Origin of the sequence: Streptomyces sp. NPDC002476 (genome assembly GCF_042889785.1) — a bacterium.
In the GTDB taxonomy this organism is placed as follows: Bacteria; Actinomycetota; Actinomycetes; order Streptomycetales; family Streptomycetaceae; genus Streptomyces.
Window position 1 is genome coordinate 233,299 of record NZ_JBIARH010000007.1, and the last position, 15,151, is coordinate 248,449.

At 69.5% G+C, this 15,151-nt stretch carries 13 protein-coding genes and 1 pseudogene; 7 read left to right on the plus strand and 7 right to left on the minus strand.

All coding sequences use genetic code 11. From position 1 onward, the window contains the following. Nucleotides 1-57: 57 nt before the first annotated feature. A complete protein-coding gene (locus ACFYXM_RS11650) occupies nt 58-858 on the plus strand; it encodes a hypothetical protein (RefSeq protein ID WP_389288812.1) in 801 nt (266 codons plus the stop codon). 208 nt (nt 859-1,066) lie between these two features. After that, complete coding sequence (locus ACFYXM_RS11655; RefSeq protein WP_389288813.1) at nt 1,067-1,873, plus strand: hypothetical protein; 807 nt, start codon at nt 1,067-1,069, stop codon at nt 1,871-1,873. 236 nt (nt 1,874-2,109) lie between these two features. On the opposite strand, the gene ACFYXM_RS11660 is transcribed toward ACFYXM_RS11655, so the two are convergent. Beyond that, nucleotides 2,110-2,715, minus strand: coding sequence for a hypothetical protein (locus ACFYXM_RS11660; protein WP_389288814.1), 606 nt, complete (start codon nt 2,713-2,715; stop codon nt 2,110-2,112). 191 nt (nt 2,716-2,906) lie between these two features. On the opposite strand from ACFYXM_RS11660, the gene ACFYXM_RS11665 reads away from it, so the two are divergent. The 5 genes from ACFYXM_RS11665 to ACFYXM_RS11685 all read left to right on the plus strand — a co-directional run bounded on the left by ACFYXM_RS11665 (nt 2,907) and on the right by ACFYXM_RS11685 (nt 6,299). Continuing rightward, a complete protein-coding gene (locus tag ACFYXM_RS11665; RefSeq protein ID WP_389288815.1) occupies nt 2,907-3,374 on the plus strand; it encodes a hypothetical protein in 468 nt (155 codons plus the stop codon). A gap of 150 nt (nt 3,375-3,524) precedes the next feature. After that, a complete protein-coding gene (locus ACFYXM_RS11670; RefSeq protein WP_389288816.1) occupies nt 3,525-3,932 on the plus strand; it encodes a hypothetical protein in 408 nt (135 codons plus the stop codon). Nucleotides 3,933-4,338: 406 nt separating this feature from the next. Further along, entirely contained in the window at nt 4,339-4,869 is a 531-nt protein-coding gene (locus ACFYXM_RS11675; RefSeq protein WP_389288817.1) for an AAA family ATPase, read from the plus strand. Next, entirely contained in the window at nt 4,866-5,498 is a 633-nt protein-coding gene (locus tag ACFYXM_RS11680) for a 2'-5' RNA ligase family protein (protein WP_389288818.1), read from the plus strand. The genes ACFYXM_RS11675 and ACFYXM_RS11680 overlap by 4 nt, the downstream gene beginning before the upstream one ends. Before the next feature lie 189 nt (nt 5,499-5,687). Continuing rightward, nucleotides 5,688-6,299, plus strand: coding sequence for a TerD family protein (locus ACFYXM_RS11685; protein WP_389288819.1), 612 nt, complete (start codon nt 5,688-5,690; stop codon nt 6,297-6,299). 973 nt (nt 6,300-7,272) lie between these two features. Here ACFYXM_RS11685 and ACFYXM_RS11690 read toward each other — a convergent pair. The 6 genes and pseudogenes from ACFYXM_RS11690 to ACFYXM_RS11715 form a co-directional block, all read right to left on the minus strand. Then, nucleotides 7,273-8,001: a restriction endonuclease gene (locus ACFYXM_RS11690; RefSeq protein ID WP_389288820.1), complete on the minus strand. Its 729-nt coding sequence runs from the start codon at nt 7,999-8,001 to the stop codon at nt 7,273-7,275. A 109-nt stretch (nt 8,002-8,110) separates the two neighbouring features. Then, nucleotides 8,111-8,617: a hypothetical protein gene (locus tag ACFYXM_RS11695; protein ID WP_389288821.1), complete on the minus strand. Its 507-nt coding sequence runs from the start codon at nt 8,615-8,617 to the stop codon at nt 8,111-8,113. Next, nucleotides 8,614-8,799 (minus strand): hypothetical protein, encoded by a 186-nt coding sequence (locus ACFYXM_RS11700; protein ID WP_389288822.1) that lies wholly within the window; start codon nt 8,797-8,799, stop codon nt 8,614-8,616. Before ACFYXM_RS11700 ends, ACFYXM_RS11695 begins: the two co-directional genes overlap by 4 nt. A 124-nt stretch (nt 8,800-8,923) precedes the next feature. Further along, nucleotides 8,924-9,118, minus strand: coding sequence for a hypothetical protein (locus ACFYXM_RS11705; RefSeq protein ID WP_389288823.1), 195 nt, complete (start codon nt 9,116-9,118; stop codon nt 8,924-8,926). Between the two features lie 5 nt (nt 9,119-9,123). After that, nucleotides 9,124-10,647 (minus strand): annotated as a pseudogene (locus tag ACFYXM_RS11710) (DNA translocase FtsK); the annotation flags it as partial. A 2,411-nt stretch (nt 10,648-13,058) separates the two neighbouring features. Then, nucleotides 13,059-15,035, minus strand: coding sequence for a hypothetical protein (locus ACFYXM_RS11715; RefSeq protein ID WP_389288824.1), 1,977 nt, complete (start codon nt 15,033-15,035; stop codon nt 13,059-13,061). Between the last annotated feature and the right edge of the window lie 116 nt (nt 15,036-15,151).

Genomic DNA, 15,151 nt, shown 5'->3' on the forward strand with positions numbered 1-15,151 from the left:
CCCGAGGCGCACGAGCACGTCCAGACCCGACCAACCGCTTCCACGAGGAATCACACGATGAGCATCGCTGCACGCACCCGGTACACCGGGGGCACCCGGACCGCTGGGTGCCTCCGGCTGCTCACTCTCCCGTTCCGGACGGCCTACCGGCTGTTCCGCCCGAGCCGCCAGGACCGGATATCGGACCCGGCCATCACGGCCGCGCAGGTCACGCGGACGGCTGTCGGCGGAGCGGCCACACTGTGGCTGATCCGGTCCTACCCCCTCCAGGAGTCGGCGGCCGATGTCGCGTCGGACCAGGTGCTCGAGTTGTTCCTCAGCGCTGGTGTTCTGCTTGTCGCGGGCCCCATCGCTCTGGCCTGCTTCGTGCTGTCCGCGCGGCCTTCCGTGCGCGCCGTCTACTGCCGGCGTCTTGCCGGGCCGGCCGCGGGGTTCGCTGCGCTGCTCGGATCGGCAGTGGGACTGTGGTTCCTGCTTCTGGGCGGCGCGGTGCATGTGACCCAGGCGCTTGGCGGTCTGCCGATCGTCGGCGCGCTCGTCTCCACGGCGGGCGTACTGTTCGGCGTTCCCTTCGGTGCCGCAGCCGTGGTGCTGAGCGTGCATTACACCTTCCGCGTTGGTGACGTCTCAGAAGTCCTGCCGCCCTTGCTCTCACCCGTGCTGGTCTGGTCCCTGTTCGTCGTCCAGGCCTTGGACGGCCCGCCTGTGGCTGCCCCTCCGGCAGTCCATGCACTGTTCGTTGCCGGCCCGCCGGTGTCCGTCACGTTGTTGTCGGTGTGGGAGCTCCAGCGCCTGGGTACGCGGCACCACCTGACGATCCGGCGGGCCCTGGGGCGGAGCACCACGTCCTCCTGCTGAGGACCAGCGGCCGCAGGGGCGCCGAGGCTTCAGGCGGGGTGAGCTGTCCACCGGCGGCCTGGCGAAAGAAGCGGCTGGTAGGGCACGACGGGAGCGGGATTCGCGCGCATGCGGCGATTAGGCGGGGTCCGCCACACAGTCAGGGCGTCAACCCGCAGGTCAGGAGCTTCTCCGCCTGCTCCTCCCCACTACGCCCAGGGACGTCACGATGGCCGCGATCCCCCAGCCGCCCACCAGGCAGTGCACCCGATACAACAAGGACGGCTCACGCTGTGCCGGGAAGACCTCGATGGCTGACGGCTGGTGCCGGGCCTGCGACGGATTCGGCCGCCCGCGAGCGGCCCATCCGAAGGAAGAGCCCGACCTGAGTCAGGAGACACGCTGGCTGGAGGCCAGTGCGCGTCCGCTTGAGTCCGACGAGGCGTACGAGGTCTCCATCTCCAACGCGGCTCTCAGCCACTTCATCGACGCGCACGGAGGGGATCGCCGTGCGGCAGAGGCGCAGATACGCTCGCTGCTCGAAGATCTGCTCGCCGCCGACGCCCGTCCGGCGCTGCGGCATCCCGAGACCGGCCGGTGGCGGCTCCGTACCCAGCGGGACAAGTTCTCGGTCACCCTCAGCAGTGACGCCTCCGTCGTCACCGGATACAAGGCCCGTCACGTGGATCGGACCTACGCCCAGGTCAAGGCTGGCGTCCCCAGTCGGGTGGCGTCTCCTCACCGTCGCGAGAGGAAGAAGTGGTTCCTGGCCTTGCAGACCGAGCTGCCCTTCGGCATGGGCGTGATGACCGCGCGGCTCTTCGCGCGCCTGGAGCTCGGGTTTGAGATGACCGAGGACAACGCCGCCGAGGTGATCGAGCAGGTGAGGGACTACATGGCACGGGCGGGTATCTCGCTGCCCACCCAGGAAGGCGAGTCCCGCGTCACCGACTTGGCGGGGCAGGTGTGGACCTTCGAGGTGCTTCCGGGGCAGCGCCCGTACCTCGTGCACATCTCGTGGGGCACCAAAGGCTAGTGCCGTGACCGGGAAGGTTCACCGGCTCGCGACGCCCGGCACGGCACCTCGCCGCGTTGTCGCATCACCCGAGTACGTCCGGTACGAGGGCGATCCTCCGCCTTGCGATGCACCGCACCGGACGCCGCGAGCTTCCCGGCAAACCTTCCCGGTCACAGCACTAGTGGGCGAGCGGCCCCGCGCTGAGCCAGGTTGCGGTGAGGACCGGGGCCTGGCGCCCCGGCGCCGTTGTAGAGCTATACGAAGCGGGTTGCCGTCTCGGGCTGGTTCTCCAGCGTCACGGCGGCGGCCCGGAGGTCGCCTGGTAGCTCCTCGTCGCACCAGTACTGCGTGCCGGTCATCCGTCCGTTGCTCCGGGTGATGCGCCAGATCGGCAAGGCGTCACAGAATCCGCTCGGGTCACGGACACGGTCGAAGACCGACCCACAGATCTCGTGACCGGGATAGCCGGCCCGCTCCGGAGACAGCGGCCAGCCCGAGGGGCACAGCGACAGCCTCATCGTATACCGCTTCCGCTTGAATCCGGGGACGACGGCCCCCTTCCACTCGAAGGTGGTCACATCCAGCGGGGTGCGGAGCGCGGGCTGCAGCCGGTAGACCTCGCCCTCCGTAACGACTCGGCGCTCCTCGACGAGAACCCGGGCTGCGGTTTCGATGACGTCCACGGTGACTTCCTCGCCCGTTGCGTGATCGACGCGTTCACGGAAGTACGGGTCGGCCTGGATCCCGGCCAGCACCGCGCCGTCGGGGTGTTCGGTCAGCCAGCGGCACAGCAGCCAGGCTGCGTGTCGGACGGCCTCTGGTTGGTCGCGAGCGGCATACCGGGTGATCGCTGTGGTCATGAGCGAACGGTAGAGGTCAGGGGAGCCGCCGGCCGTACGCCGGCGCTGCAACTCCCGAGCTGTGCCGGTCCTGGGTGGTGTCCGGTCTTCAAGTCAGAGTGCACTGCCGCGACACGCGTTGACGGCACCCGGTCGGATCCCGAGGTGCCGTCTGCCGCAGCACCTTGCTCCGGATGTAGAGAGGGATCCGTATGGCTACGCATGTCACCGAGCCGCTTGACCAGGAGGAGCGGGTAAGCCGGTGGGGGCTGGAACCGCATGTTCCCATCGACCTGTCGCCGACCCGGATCTTCCTCTTCTTGGTCAAGGTGGGACTCGTCTACGGAGCGGCCTGTTGGGCGTGGGCGTACGCCCGACGCAGTGGGCTCGCCGTGACGATTCACCAGCCCATGGTCGCGTACCTGCGGTCGAACAGCGCGGGGCTGCCGATGGCCGCCGGTGACCTCGTCGACTGGTGGGCGGGCTTGGGCGCCGGGGCCTTTCTGACGAGCGCTGTCCTGCGGTCATTGCCTGCGCGTCTCCTCTGGTGCTGTTGGGGTGTCTGGTCGATAGCGATGGTCTCGGCTGGCACTCCGCAGGATGCCCGTGCGGTGGCCGTCGGTGTGGCCACGCTGGCCTGGGCGGCCGTCTCCGTCGTCGCGCTGCGCGGACGACGCTAGGTCGCCAACCGTCTTCTCCGAGGTGCGGAGCTGTTCCCAGCCCCGCGCACTCATCTTGCGACCGTGAGTCGCTTCAGTCGCTGAGCAGCTCCTGATCAACGCCCGGCGGAGGCCTGGGCTCACCCATGAGCCGTGCGTACGTACCTTCGAGTGCGCGAAACGGTCGCCGGGCTGGAAGTGACGATCAGCCAGACCTTCCCAGCCTCCGGCGTGCACTGCCGCGGCCTGGAAGGCTCGGGCCACATTGCTGGCGACTTCGACGTACACGCCGGCTTCGGGGGTGACCCACCGGTTGACGACGGTCATCGCCTCCTGCATCACCTGCTCATCTGGACGGAGACGTGCCGCTCCGTGATCCGTGGGTGCTCCTCCACCAAGGCAGCCAGGATGGCGGTGGCCGCAGATCCGATCAATCAGCTTCTCGCCACCCGCACGGCTGCCTTCGGGCACGTCCAGACCTCGCTGTCCTGGCCGCGGCGTGAACGGCTTCTGCTGCCGTGTCCGGATCTGCTGACACCTTGCGTGCTGACAGACACTGACAACCGGAGAAATCAGTGAACCGTGAGAAACAACGCAGTGCGAGGCGGGGGCGGTGGCCCTGTACGAACGGTTGCCAGCGGCTGCCTCCTGATCGGGCATGAACAGCAGCAGTCCGCTGGTTGGAAGGTTTTCGGCCTCAGCTGACCAAGGGATAGGCGGACCTAGTGCTGCTCGCGGAGTACGCCGAGCTCTGGCAGCGCATTCCGCCGCATTGAGCTGGGCTCCCGAAAAGGGATTCCGCCCCTCCCGCAGGAGTTGGTGCCGGACCGGGCGATGGTCGCACGGAGAAGTGCTACGACGGCCCTCCCGCGGGCCCCTGGCTCCTGCATCGCGCGGACCCTCCGACGGCGGCTGACCACCCAGCACATGCACCTGCGGCACAGACACCGGCCAACCCTGCACCCTCCGGAAGGAGAAACCACCCATGTCCACGCTAAACACCCCGCCCACCCTGTCCCCGAACCGCCACCTCCCTCTCATGGATGGCACTCTCGTCGCACTCGTCGGCGTCCCCGGCTGCGGCAAGTCAACCTTCGCTGCCCAGTACCCACCCAGCTGGCGGGTCTGCCTGGACGAGTACCGCCTGGCGGCAACCGACGACATGACAGACCAGTCGGCCACCCCAGTCGCTGCCCAGATTCAGAACGTACTCTTGGACGCCCGCCTCGCCCGCGGCCGCACCACATTGGTGGACAGCACGAACGTCTTCGCACACGTCAGGGCCGGACTGTTGGCACGCGCCGGCTACTGGCAGCGCCCCGTCGTGGCAGTCCTGTTCGACGTTCCGCTCACCACAGTGGAGGCGCAGAACGCCGCACGTGAGCGTGTCGTGCCCAGCCACGTACTGCACGGCCTCCAAGCGCAACTGCCCTCCGTCGACCAGCTGCACGCCGAGGGCTTCACCGCCGTATACCTCGCCTCCGAACTCACCCAGACCGCCGGGGGCATCGGATGACCACCGTCGTCGGCGACTTCTTCCAAACGGTAGAGACCCGTCAGCACGCCTGGCCTGCCGGACGCGCCGATCTGCACTGGCACCTGCTGTTCGAAGAGCAGGTTGTACGCGAAGTATTGGTGGAGCCGTACCGATCCATAACCCATCGCCCCGGCCTGGCCCCGGTCCAAGCGCCCTGGACGCACTGCACGGTGCTACACGGCGGGCCCGTCGACCAGTACCGCAACGGCGAGATCACCGAGATCACCGGGCGGGTCGCCAAAGAGTGCCAGACCATCCCCGCCTTCGACCTCACCGTCGACCGGCCAGCAATCGGCACCGTCGCCGTGGAATGCGCGGCCCGCCCGGGCGCCCCCGCCCGCCAACTGTGGAAGCTGACTGCCCGCGTCGACGCGGATGTCACCGGCAACCGCTTCCCATTGATCCCGGCCGTCTACGCCCCGCACATCTCACTCGCCTATGGCGTCGCCAGTCCGGTCCGTGCCGACCGGCGGCAGCTGAAGGCGGCCCTGTCCGACCAGCCCGGCGAGATGGTAGTCCTGCGCGCCACCCGGCTATGCCTGGTCGCCCAGTCACACAACCGGCGCCACATCACCTGGACCCCAATCGCGGAGGTGGTGCTGCAGTAGCCGCTGACGCGGTCGCTCCTGAGCACCGCTGAGCATGTCGTTCACGACGGAGGTGTTCGGGCCAGTGTGCACCTTCACCGCGTTGGTCGGCCGCGGCCTACCTCAGATTCGCGCCGAGACGAGCTTTGGCAACCACCGGCTTCACCTTGGCAACGTCCAGAAACCGCGCCGTAAGGAGCACCAGCAGCAGTGAGCACCATCAGTATGACCAAGGGCTCTGCCCCCGCCCGCCTGGCCAAGTCCCCGAGCATCCGCGTGCGGTGCTGGTGGGACAGCCGAACCGATTACGACCTGTACAGCCTCGTCGTCTACGCCGACGGCCGAGTTGAGACCGTCGCCACCTTCTCCGCAGAAGGGGTGCCAGCTCAGCTCTCCACGGCCGATGGGGCGGTGAAGCATCTCGGCGACGTCGGCCGCCAGACGGTCGGAGTAGCCGAGGAGATCATCGAGATCACCCTGGACGACTCGATACGCGCCGTGGTCCCGGTCGCCTACTCCGCCCAGTCGAACGGCAGAGGGTCCTTCTTCGAGTACCACGTCTCCATGGAACTCGACAACGGCATCGGCGACCGGGTGGTCGTCACCGCCGAGAACGCCAATGCCAACCGCCGCATCTACTCGTGCGTGCCGGGCATGCTGGAGAACACGGCGGACGGCGTAAGCGTCCACGCCCTGGAGCACTACTCCGAGCCCGGGTCGGAAAACCGGCCGCTCGTAAGACTCGCGCGCCGAGGCCTGATGAAGAAGTCCGAGGTCGTGACCGTCGAGATGGACGCGGGGCCGCGCAACGCGTTCAAATAGCGGTCCTCGCAACCGCTGGGGACCAATACTCGCTGTACGCGGCGCCTGGCTGCTACGAAGGCAGCCAGGCGCCTCGATCGTTCCGCCGCAGCGCTGGCTGTTCCGCGGGGACCAGGAAGAGCTGGGTGTCCGCAGCCGGTGACAGCCGGCCCTGGCGAGCACGTTCCCCGCGAGTGCGGCGCGTACGAGCCGGACGTGGTCCGGGCCCCAGCCACGGGCGAGTTGCACCTACTCCCCCATGGAGCAGCGCCTCCCACCAGGCTCATCACGGAGGTGACACTCCTGTGTAACGGAAGCACGCGGACAGCAGTACGCCCGCAACACAGCCCGTGGAACCCGTGGAATGAGCACCGAACCTGTCGTCACTGCCTCGCGGTGCTGCACGGTCAGCGCCTCCAGCAACCTGCCGTCGCAGAGATGCTGCCCCCGTCCCTGGCTGTGCCGCGCCTTCCGCCCAAGCACCGCGGTCAGCCCATCACATGGCAGCCGTGGGAGGTCCAGCCGTCCGTCTTGCATCTGCCGCCTGTATGTGAGTACTGCGCCGACGTCGAGCGGAGCCCGTGGGCTACCGGAACGGACGACAGGCAAGAGGGCGGCCCCCGGCCCGGACCGAACAAGAGGTTAGATATGCACAACCCCGGAGAGCGCGTGGTTCTGATCGCCACCACCGACCCCTACACCGCCCTGACACCCGGCGACCAGGGCACGACGTGGGCACTACCTGTATCCGGCTGACGCCCTCGGCGGGCGCCGCCTCGACGTGGACTGGGACTCCGGCTCGCGGCCGACCCTGCTCCTCGACGAGGGCGACCAGGTCCGCCCGGCATAGCCGGGCGCGTCATCGCCTGGGAGATCGCCCGCACCGATGCCGAGTACTGGACCGAGTACCTCGCCGAGCAGTCCACCCAGCAGGCACTCGCCGGGGCTGCGCCGTACCGCGCCGTACCTCGCCGTACCTCGCCGTACCTACCTGTCACAGCCAGGGCGGACGCCACCCGTCGGCCTCCCAGCGGATGAGTTCCTGACCGCCGAGGAGGTGGATGTTCACCGTCGGCAGCGCCGCGTAGCGCCTCGCCTCGACCGTGAAGCCGCTAGTTGTGACGATGGCGACCTCGTCGGCCCCGTGCACGGGCCGGGCGGTGCCCCCGACCTTCTGCGCGTCGGGGCTGCCCACCAGGTTGTCCGCGCTGTAGCGCTTGCACTGAATGACCACCAGCTTGCCGAGCGGTGTGACGGCCAGGACGTCGGCCCCCAGGTCGCCCGATCCGCCGACCACCCGGACGTTGCGGCAGCCGTCGCGGCGGCACAGCTCGGCAATCGCGTGCTCGAAGTTCCCCGGCGTCATCTCGGTGAACTCCTGCAGGGTGCGCATCCCCTGGGCCAGGCGCCGGGTCTTCCGGAGGCTCGCGCGCAACGCGAGAACGGCGACCAGCACGGCGGCGACCAGCACGGCGAGCAGCACCCAGCCGACCCAGGGGTGCGCCCGCACATAGAGGGCCACGACTGTCAGGATCGCGACGCACCACACGACGCCATTGCCCGGGCGGGAACGGCGCCGCGTGGGCCGGCGGCCGCGCTGCGGGCGGGCGGGCCGCAGGCCGGCACGGGCCTGGAGGTTGGCGACGGGCTGACGGGTACGGGGTGCCTGGCCGCGTCGGCGGGGGCGGCGCTCCGGTAAGCGCGGGCGGTGGGAGGTGGTCATCAGGCTCCTTCGTGGTCGGTGGATCGGGATCGGGGCGGGGCGGGTCTGTGTCGGCCGCGGTGGGGCCGTGGGGGCCGTTGTCGGCGGCCCGCCCCGGCCGGGCGCCGGGTCACCTCCGTCCCCCGCGCGAGCGGGAGGAGGAGGTGCTGCTGGAGGAGTTGGTGACGTTCACGCTGACGTTGACGTTGGTCCCGGACTGCCGGGACAGCCCGCCCTTGACGATCAGGACGAGCGCGCCGACCCCGGCTGCGGTCGCCGCGACGCCGATGCCGGCCATCTGTGCGGCGTGCCCCGCCTGGTTGAGGCCGGGTCCGTAGTGGCCGGCCGCACCCAGCACGGCTGCGGTCGCTCCTCCGCCGGCCAGCATCCGCAACGGCCACGGGTCCTTGCGTGCGGGTCCGATCGGCTCGGGCTCGGTGTGTTCGGCGGGCTGGGGCAGATAGGCCAGGACGCGCTGGCCGTCGGGGGCCAGGGCCCAGACCATGCCGGGCGGAGCCTGGCGAACGGGCGTGGGCGGCGCGTCGGGGTGGCCGGGCGGGAAGGAGGCGTTGTCGGCGGTCGGCCAGTCCTTAAAGAGGGCGTCGGAGAGGTCGCCTGTGGAGCGCTGCTGGTTCATCGGAGGTCTCCCGGGGGGTCGATGGCGGGGGCCAAGGGAGTTCGGCGGGGGCAGTGGGTGCGGTGGAGCGCCCGGCGGAGCGGGCTGTCGTCCAGGCCGGGGTCGAGGAAGGCGACAAGACGGGAGCCGTCGCTCCCGTAGACGACGGCCAGCTCGTCGGCCGGTTCGGGGATACGGATCACAGTGGTTCCAGTTCTGCTGGGCGGTCAGTTCTTGGGCTGGAGCTGCTCGGTGATCAGCTCCTCGGGCAGCCGCCACTGGCTGTCAAGTAGTTGGGCCGTGGCGGCTGACGACGCCTAGAGGCGCCTAGAAGTTGATCTGGCCGACGGTGTCGGCGACCGCGTTGAGGACCCGGTTGATGGCGGGGGCCATACCGGTACTGGCGAGGAAGAAGCCGAAGAGGACCGCGGCGACCGCAGGCCCGATCCGCAGCCGGCCGCTCCGGTTCAGGACCACGAGGATGATCGCCAGCAGGAAGACGGCGGAGAGGCTGATGGCCACGTCGGTCACTCCCCCGCCGTGTCGTTGCGGAGCGTGGCAAGGAAGTCGTCGAGGCCGTCGGCTTTGACCAGGACGTCGCGGGCCTTGGAACCCTCGGAGGGGCCGACCACACCCTTGTCGTGCATGGTGTCCATGAGCTGGCCGGCCTTGGCGAAGCCGACGCGCAGCTTGCGCTGGAGCATCGACGTCGAGCCGAACTGGGTGGAGACGACCAGCTCGACCGCCTGCTTCAGCAGTTCGAGGTCGTCGGCGTTGATGTCCTCGCCGATCTCCTTCTTCTGCTGGGCGCCGGCGACGTCTGCTCGGAAGACGGGCGTCATCTGGCTCTTGCAGTGCCGGACGATCACCTCGATCTCGTCCTCGGTGACGAAGGCGCCCTGCACGCGCGCGGGGGTGTTGGCGCCCATCGGCAGGAACAGCCCGTCGCCCTCGCCGATCAGCTTCTCGGCGCCGGGCTGGTCGAGGATGACCCGGCTGTCGGTGAGTGAGGCGGTGGCGAAAGCGAGCCGGGAGGGCACGTTTGCCTTGATCAGACCGGTCACGACGTCCACCGAGGGCCGCTGCGTGGCGAGCACCAGGTGGATGCCGGCGGCACGGGCCAGCTGGGTGATGCGGACGATCGAGTCCTCGACATCCCTGGGCGCGACCATCATCAGGTCCGCGAGCTCGTCGACGATGACGAGCAGGTACGGGTAGGGCTGGAGCTCGCGCTCACTGCCCGCCGGGGCCTTCACCTTGCCGCTGCGTACGGCCTGGTTGAAGTCGTCGATGTGCCGGTAGCCGTACTCCGCGAGGTCGTCGTAGCGCAGGTCCATCTCCCGTACGACCCACTGCAGCGCCTCGGCGGCCTTCTTCGGGTTGGTGATGATCGGCGTGATCAGGTGCGGGATGCCCTCGTAGGCGGACAGCTCGACCCGCTTGGGGTCAATCAGAACCATGCGCACGTCGTCGGGGGTCGCCCGCATGAGGATTGAGGTGATCAGAGCGTTGATGCACGAGGACTTGCCGGACCCGGTGGCTCCGGCGATCAGGCCGTGCGGCATTTTCGCGAGGTTGGCCAGCACGTAGCCGCCCTCGACGTCCTTGCCGAGTGCCACCAGCAGCGGGTGGTCGTCCTCGGTGACCGCGGCCAGACGCAGCACGTCACCAAGGTTGACCATCTCGCGGTCGGTGTTCGGGACCTCCACGCCGACCGCCGACTTGCCGGGGATCGGGCTGATGATCCGCACGTCCGGGCTGGCGACCGCGTACTCGATGTTCCTCGCCAGCGCGGTGATCCGCTCGACTTTCACCGCCCGCCCGAGCGTGACCTCGTAGCGCGTGACCGTCGGCCCGCGCGAGAAGCCGGTGACCTGGGCGTCGACCTTGAACTGGGCGAAGACGGTCTTCAACGCCTTGATCACGGCGTCATTGGCCTCAGTGTGCTCCTTGGCGGGGCTGCCGCACTCGAGGAGGTCCAGCGGGGGCAGCGAGTAGGTGTTGCCGCTGGCGAGCCGGTGCTGCGCCGGGCGCGGGGGGACTTCGGCCGGGGCTTCGACCACGGGCTCGGTCGGCTGCGGGAGGCCCTGCTCGTCTTTCGTCTCCGGCGTCGCCTCCGGGCCCCAGATGTACAGGCCCTTGCGCGGGCGGTGCATGAGCTGGTCGCGGACGTCGTGGGTGAGCCACGTCTGGACGGTGGCCCGGTCGTATCCGCTGCCGTACTCGGTGCCGTACTCGGTGCCGAGGCGGGCGAAGATCTCCTGGGTGGAGCAGCCGGGGGCACCGGACTCCTTGATCACGCGCCTGACGAAGGCGCGGCGCGGGTCGATGCTCTTGTCCTCGGTCGGGTCGACCGGTGCCGGGGCGGCCGGGCGAGCGGGGGCGGCGGGGCGCGATTCCGGCGCCGACGTCCCGGGGCGCGATGTACGGCCGCCTGCGTTGCGGTAGCGGTCGAACTCGACGACGACGTCGTCCTTGTCCTTCGCGGGCGCGGGCCGGGTCGGCGTACCGGTGCGCGGGTCGGTGACGCCCAGGTTGTTCCAGATCTGCGACGGGGGCAGGCCGAGGCGTTCGGCCGTCGACCCGAAGCCGCCGGGCCGTCGGGCCGGTGCCGTTGCCTGGCGCTGCGGGCTGCGAGGTGCGGGGGTGGGTGCTGGCGGGCGGTTTCCGGCGGCGACGAGCGTGGGTGCTTCGCCGTCCGATTCGTCGTCTAGGTCCTCCAGGAGGTGGCGGATGCGCTCGAAGGACCAGCGGGTGTCGTACTGGTCGCCGATCGCGGCGCGGATGTCGTCGATCGCCTTGGCGTCCAACGACGGGCGGATCCAGGTGTGCTGCTCGGCGAGACGGGCGATGTTCTCCGGGTCGGAGTCGTTGACGTACTTGCCCTTGGCGGGCATCGGCCGACGTACGCCGGAGCCCTTGAGCTTGGCGTAGAGCGAGCCGTCGAACTCGAGCTTGGACAGGTCCATCGCCCGGTAGTCGTCGGGGAAGACGTAGCGGGTCTCGTTGCGCTCGCCCATGCGCATCCCGATCCGGGAGTCGTACTGGGACTTGTTCTCGCCGCCGCCCATGTTGGGGCCGGTGCCGCGCTGCACGGCGTCGATCTCGTCGACGGCGGCCTTGCGCCCCTTCTTCTTGATCCGGCGCTTGGTGACGGCGGCTTCCGGGACCTTCTCGAAGAGGTCGGCGACCTCGTCGCTGACCAGGATGATCGCCGGTTCCTTCTCGGAGGGGACGAGCTTGCCATTGACGCGGGCGGACCGGCCGTCGACGACGGCGATGGCGGCCTCGAGCTGCAGCAGCGCCTCTTCGGGGCTGGTGGCCACCCAGTCGATGACCGGCCGGTTGCAGCCCGGGCGCTTCTCCAGGAACGGCTTCAGCCACGGCCGGGCGGTGGCGCCGCCCCCCATGTCGGTCATCCAGATCACGGCGTCGGCGCAGCGGGTCAGGTAGGAAAGGATGATGTGGAGCAGGACGCTCTTGCCCGAGCCGCGCATGCCGGCGATGAGGACTGCGTTCTGCCGCATCAGCAGCATGACCCGCTCGCCGTCCTCGTAGACCGCGATCGGGAACGGGTCGTTGATGCTGATCGGGCCGTGCTCGTCCTCGAGCGGGAAGGACTCGGCGAGAACGTCGCGGGTGGTGACGTGCATCCACACCTGGCCTGCCGCGCCGCGGATCTCCTCGAAGCGCACGGACCCGGCGCGAACATCGCCCTTGGCGACCTCGATCGCGCGGACCTCGTTCTCCAGGCGGGCCGGGGTCACGGAGCCGTTCGAGGCGGTCAGGTCCAAGCGGATGCTGTAGCCGGAGCCGCGGTCGATGCGCTCACCTGTCTCGCGGACGCCCTTGAGGTTGCGGCGCAGGAAGACGCCCTCCCACTCGGTGGTCTCATGCTCGGCCGCCGGGCCCTGGGTGTACTGGCCCTCGTGCTCGGCGGCGATCGCGTCGCGGCGGGAGTAGCGGAACCACGGGTACAGCATCGTGTAGATGGCGGTGGCGCCGATGAAGGTGGCGGCGCTACTCAGGCTGAAGGGGGTGGTGGTCCCGGCGTAGGTGAGCCACGAGGTCGCCATGCCGACGGCCGTCGTCAGGTAGAGGCCCTGCCAGCAGTTCATGCCGCTCAGGCCGCGGGACCGTTCGGCGTCGCCCTTGGCCCAGGCGCCCAGCGCGGTGGCGCCGGTGGACACCAGGGCGACGCCGCCCAGGGCGAGGGAAGCGTGGGTGCCCAGGGGCAGGCCCATGAGTTCGAGCGGGGTGCTGTTAGCGATGGCGTCGAACTGGTTCAGGAAGCAGGCGCCGGCCCCGACCCACAGGCTGGTGACCGGGACGGTGGCTGCGCGCCCGAGCTTGTAGGCGTCCTCGGGTGGAACGCTGCTGCGGGACTTGGTGGCCATGGGATTCGGTGTCCTTCCGGGTGATGGTGCAGAGCGGGGCGAGGGAGGGTGGGTGCCGGGCGCGGTCAGCCCTGGACGTTCCAGAACTCGGCTTCGCCCGGGCGCGGGTTCTCGTGGCGCTCGATGTCCTCGGCCTGCTCGATCCGCCAGGATTCGATGACGCTCTGGACCATGTCCGTCATGCCGGCGCAGGCGGAGCCGAACTCGAGGAGCATGTCGATCACGCCCGGCTTCACGCCGTACTCGTCCTGCAGCCGTTCGGCCATGCGCATCAGGCTCTCGGCGAAGTTCTCGAACATCGGGGCGAAGTCGTCGAGGTGCTGGGTGAGCCCCTCCACGGATTCCGGCTCGTACTGGCCGGTGACGAAGTCGAATGCTTCGGAGACCGCTTCGATCGGAGTGGCACCCACGATTTTGGCTCCTGTCGTAGTGGGGCTGGAGGGGACATGGATCGGGACAGGTGCCCCGGGGTTGACCTTGACGGCCTTCTTGAGGCTGACCTTGCGGGCGGCGGAGGCGGCCACACCGGCGGGGCTGGCGAGGCCGGTTGCCGCGTAGTGCCGCAGCAGCCAGGCGGAAACCTTCTTGCGGCGCATGACCCACTGGCCGGTACGCAGGGCCTTCGCCAGGCCCCAGGCCATCCCGCGGGCGAGGCGCGGCATGAAGTTCGGGCCGCTGCTGGAGTTGGCGATCCGCAGCATGTGGCGGTGGGCCCAGCCCAGGCGCTTCCCGACGGCCATGGCGCCCTTGGCGAGGATCGGGGAAACGATGGCGTTGCTCGCGCGCAGGGACTGGCGTCCGCCGCGCCACAGCTTCTTGCCGCCGCGCTTCATCATCCGGACCTTGCGGCTGGTCGCGGCGCGCTTAAGACGCCGGTGCATCTTCTTCGCGCCCTTGGTGTACGACTTCTTGTTCGGTCCGACCTTCCGCTTTCCGGAGTCGGCCGCATTCCGCTTCTTGTCGCTGACCTTCGTCGGGGACTTCGCTGAGTCCTTCTTCTCCGGGTTGTTCTTCGTGATATCTGTCTTGCTGGCGGTCGGCTTCTTCGGCGCGTTCGTCGAGCTCTTGCCGTTGTTCTTCGCGGCGCGGTCCGCAGCGGCGGCCTTGCTGCCGGTCTGCTTCACCGTGGGCTTACGCGACTTGGACTTCTTGTTCTGCTTCTGCGCCCCTGCCCCCTTCTTTGCCGCCGAGTCCTTGGAGGAGAAGCCGCGCTTGGTGAACTTGTCCAGCGCGCGCTTGGTGAGGCCGGGCTTCACGTGCGCGCCGGAATTCCGGCGCGCTGACCCGCCCGAAGCACTGGACCGGGGGGCCGGGCTGGGCGTCCTCGGTGTAGCGCCGGTCCGTGCGGCGGACGACTTCGCGCCCGCGCCCAGGCCGCTGGTGGCCTTCTTGCTCGGGCCGGTGCTTCGGCCGCTGGTGATGTGACGGCCTGCAGCGCCCTTGCCCGCGCCGCCCATGGCGGATTTCGCCGCGGCCGACGCGCGCTCGTTGCGCTTGGCCGAGCGGGCACCGGCCGAGGAGCTCAAGCCACCGGCGGCCTGGGCGGCGGTCTTACGGCCGGCGGCTCCCTTGCCGCCGCGACCGAACAGTCCGCCACCGCTCCTGCCGCCGGTGGCCCCAGTGCCCCGGCTGCCGAGGAGACGTCCGCCGGCCCGAGCGGACGGGTTGGTGCGCGTGGTCCGGGCGGCACCGCTGCCCTTGCCCTTGTTGGCGCGGCGGTCGCGTGCCCGGCGCCACGCGGCCCTCACGCCGACGGCGGCCACGACGACCCCGGCCATCGCCAGACCGACCATCATCCACTGGCCGTACAGGTGGGCGAGGTAGCTCGCTGCGATCATCGCGACGGGCGGGGCGGCAGTGATCGCGAGGGTGGTCAGTCCGCTGATCGGCTCGGAGTCGATCTCGGCGGCGGGCTTGGACCCAGCGCGCGGGGCGGGCGCGGGGGCCGGGGCCGCGGGCGGCTGGAGGGTGGCTGTACCCGCGCCCGGAGCCCCAGACGCAGCCGCTGCGGGCTGCGAGTTGAAGTCGAAGTCGGTGCTCACGGGGAGGGTTTCCTCTTCTCCGATTCGGTCACTGTCAGTTGCTGCACGAGGGGCTTGTTGTTGTCGTTGTTGTTGTCGCCCTGTTGTCCGCAGCTCAGAGGCCACTTTTGGGCTCC

What these genes read in the sequence shown, in the direction of transcription:
- ACFYXM_RS11650 (WP_389288812.1), top strand. Translation starts at nt 58, where the DNA reads ATGAGCATCGCTGCACGCACCCGGTACACCGGGGGCACCCGGACCGCT.
- ACFYXM_RS11655 (WP_389288813.1), top strand. Translation starts at nt 1,067, where the DNA reads ATGGCCGCGATCCCCCAGCCGCCCACCAGGCAGTGCACCCGATACAAC.
- ACFYXM_RS11660 (WP_389288814.1), bottom strand. Translation starts at nt 2,715, where the DNA reads ATGACCACAGCGATCACCCGGTATGCCGCTCGCGACCAACCAGAGGCC.
- ACFYXM_RS11665 (WP_389288815.1), top strand. Translation starts at nt 2,907, where the DNA reads ATGGCTACGCATGTCACCGAGCCGCTTGACCAGGAGGAGCGGGTAAGC.
- ACFYXM_RS11675 (WP_389288817.1), top strand. Translation starts at nt 4,339, where the DNA reads ATGTCCACGCTAAACACCCCGCCCACCCTGTCCCCGAACCGCCACCTC.
- ACFYXM_RS11680 (WP_389288818.1), top strand. Translation starts at nt 4,866, where the DNA reads ATGACCACCGTCGTCGGCGACTTCTTCCAAACGGTAGAGACCCGTCAG.
- ACFYXM_RS11690 (WP_389288820.1), bottom strand. Translation starts at nt 8,001, where the DNA reads ATGACCACCTCCCACCGCCCGCGCTTACCGGAGCGCCGCCCCCGCCGA.
- ACFYXM_RS11695 (WP_389288821.1), bottom strand. Translation starts at nt 8,617, where the DNA reads ATGAACCAGCAGCGCTCCACAGGCGACCTCTCCGACGCCCTCTTTAAG.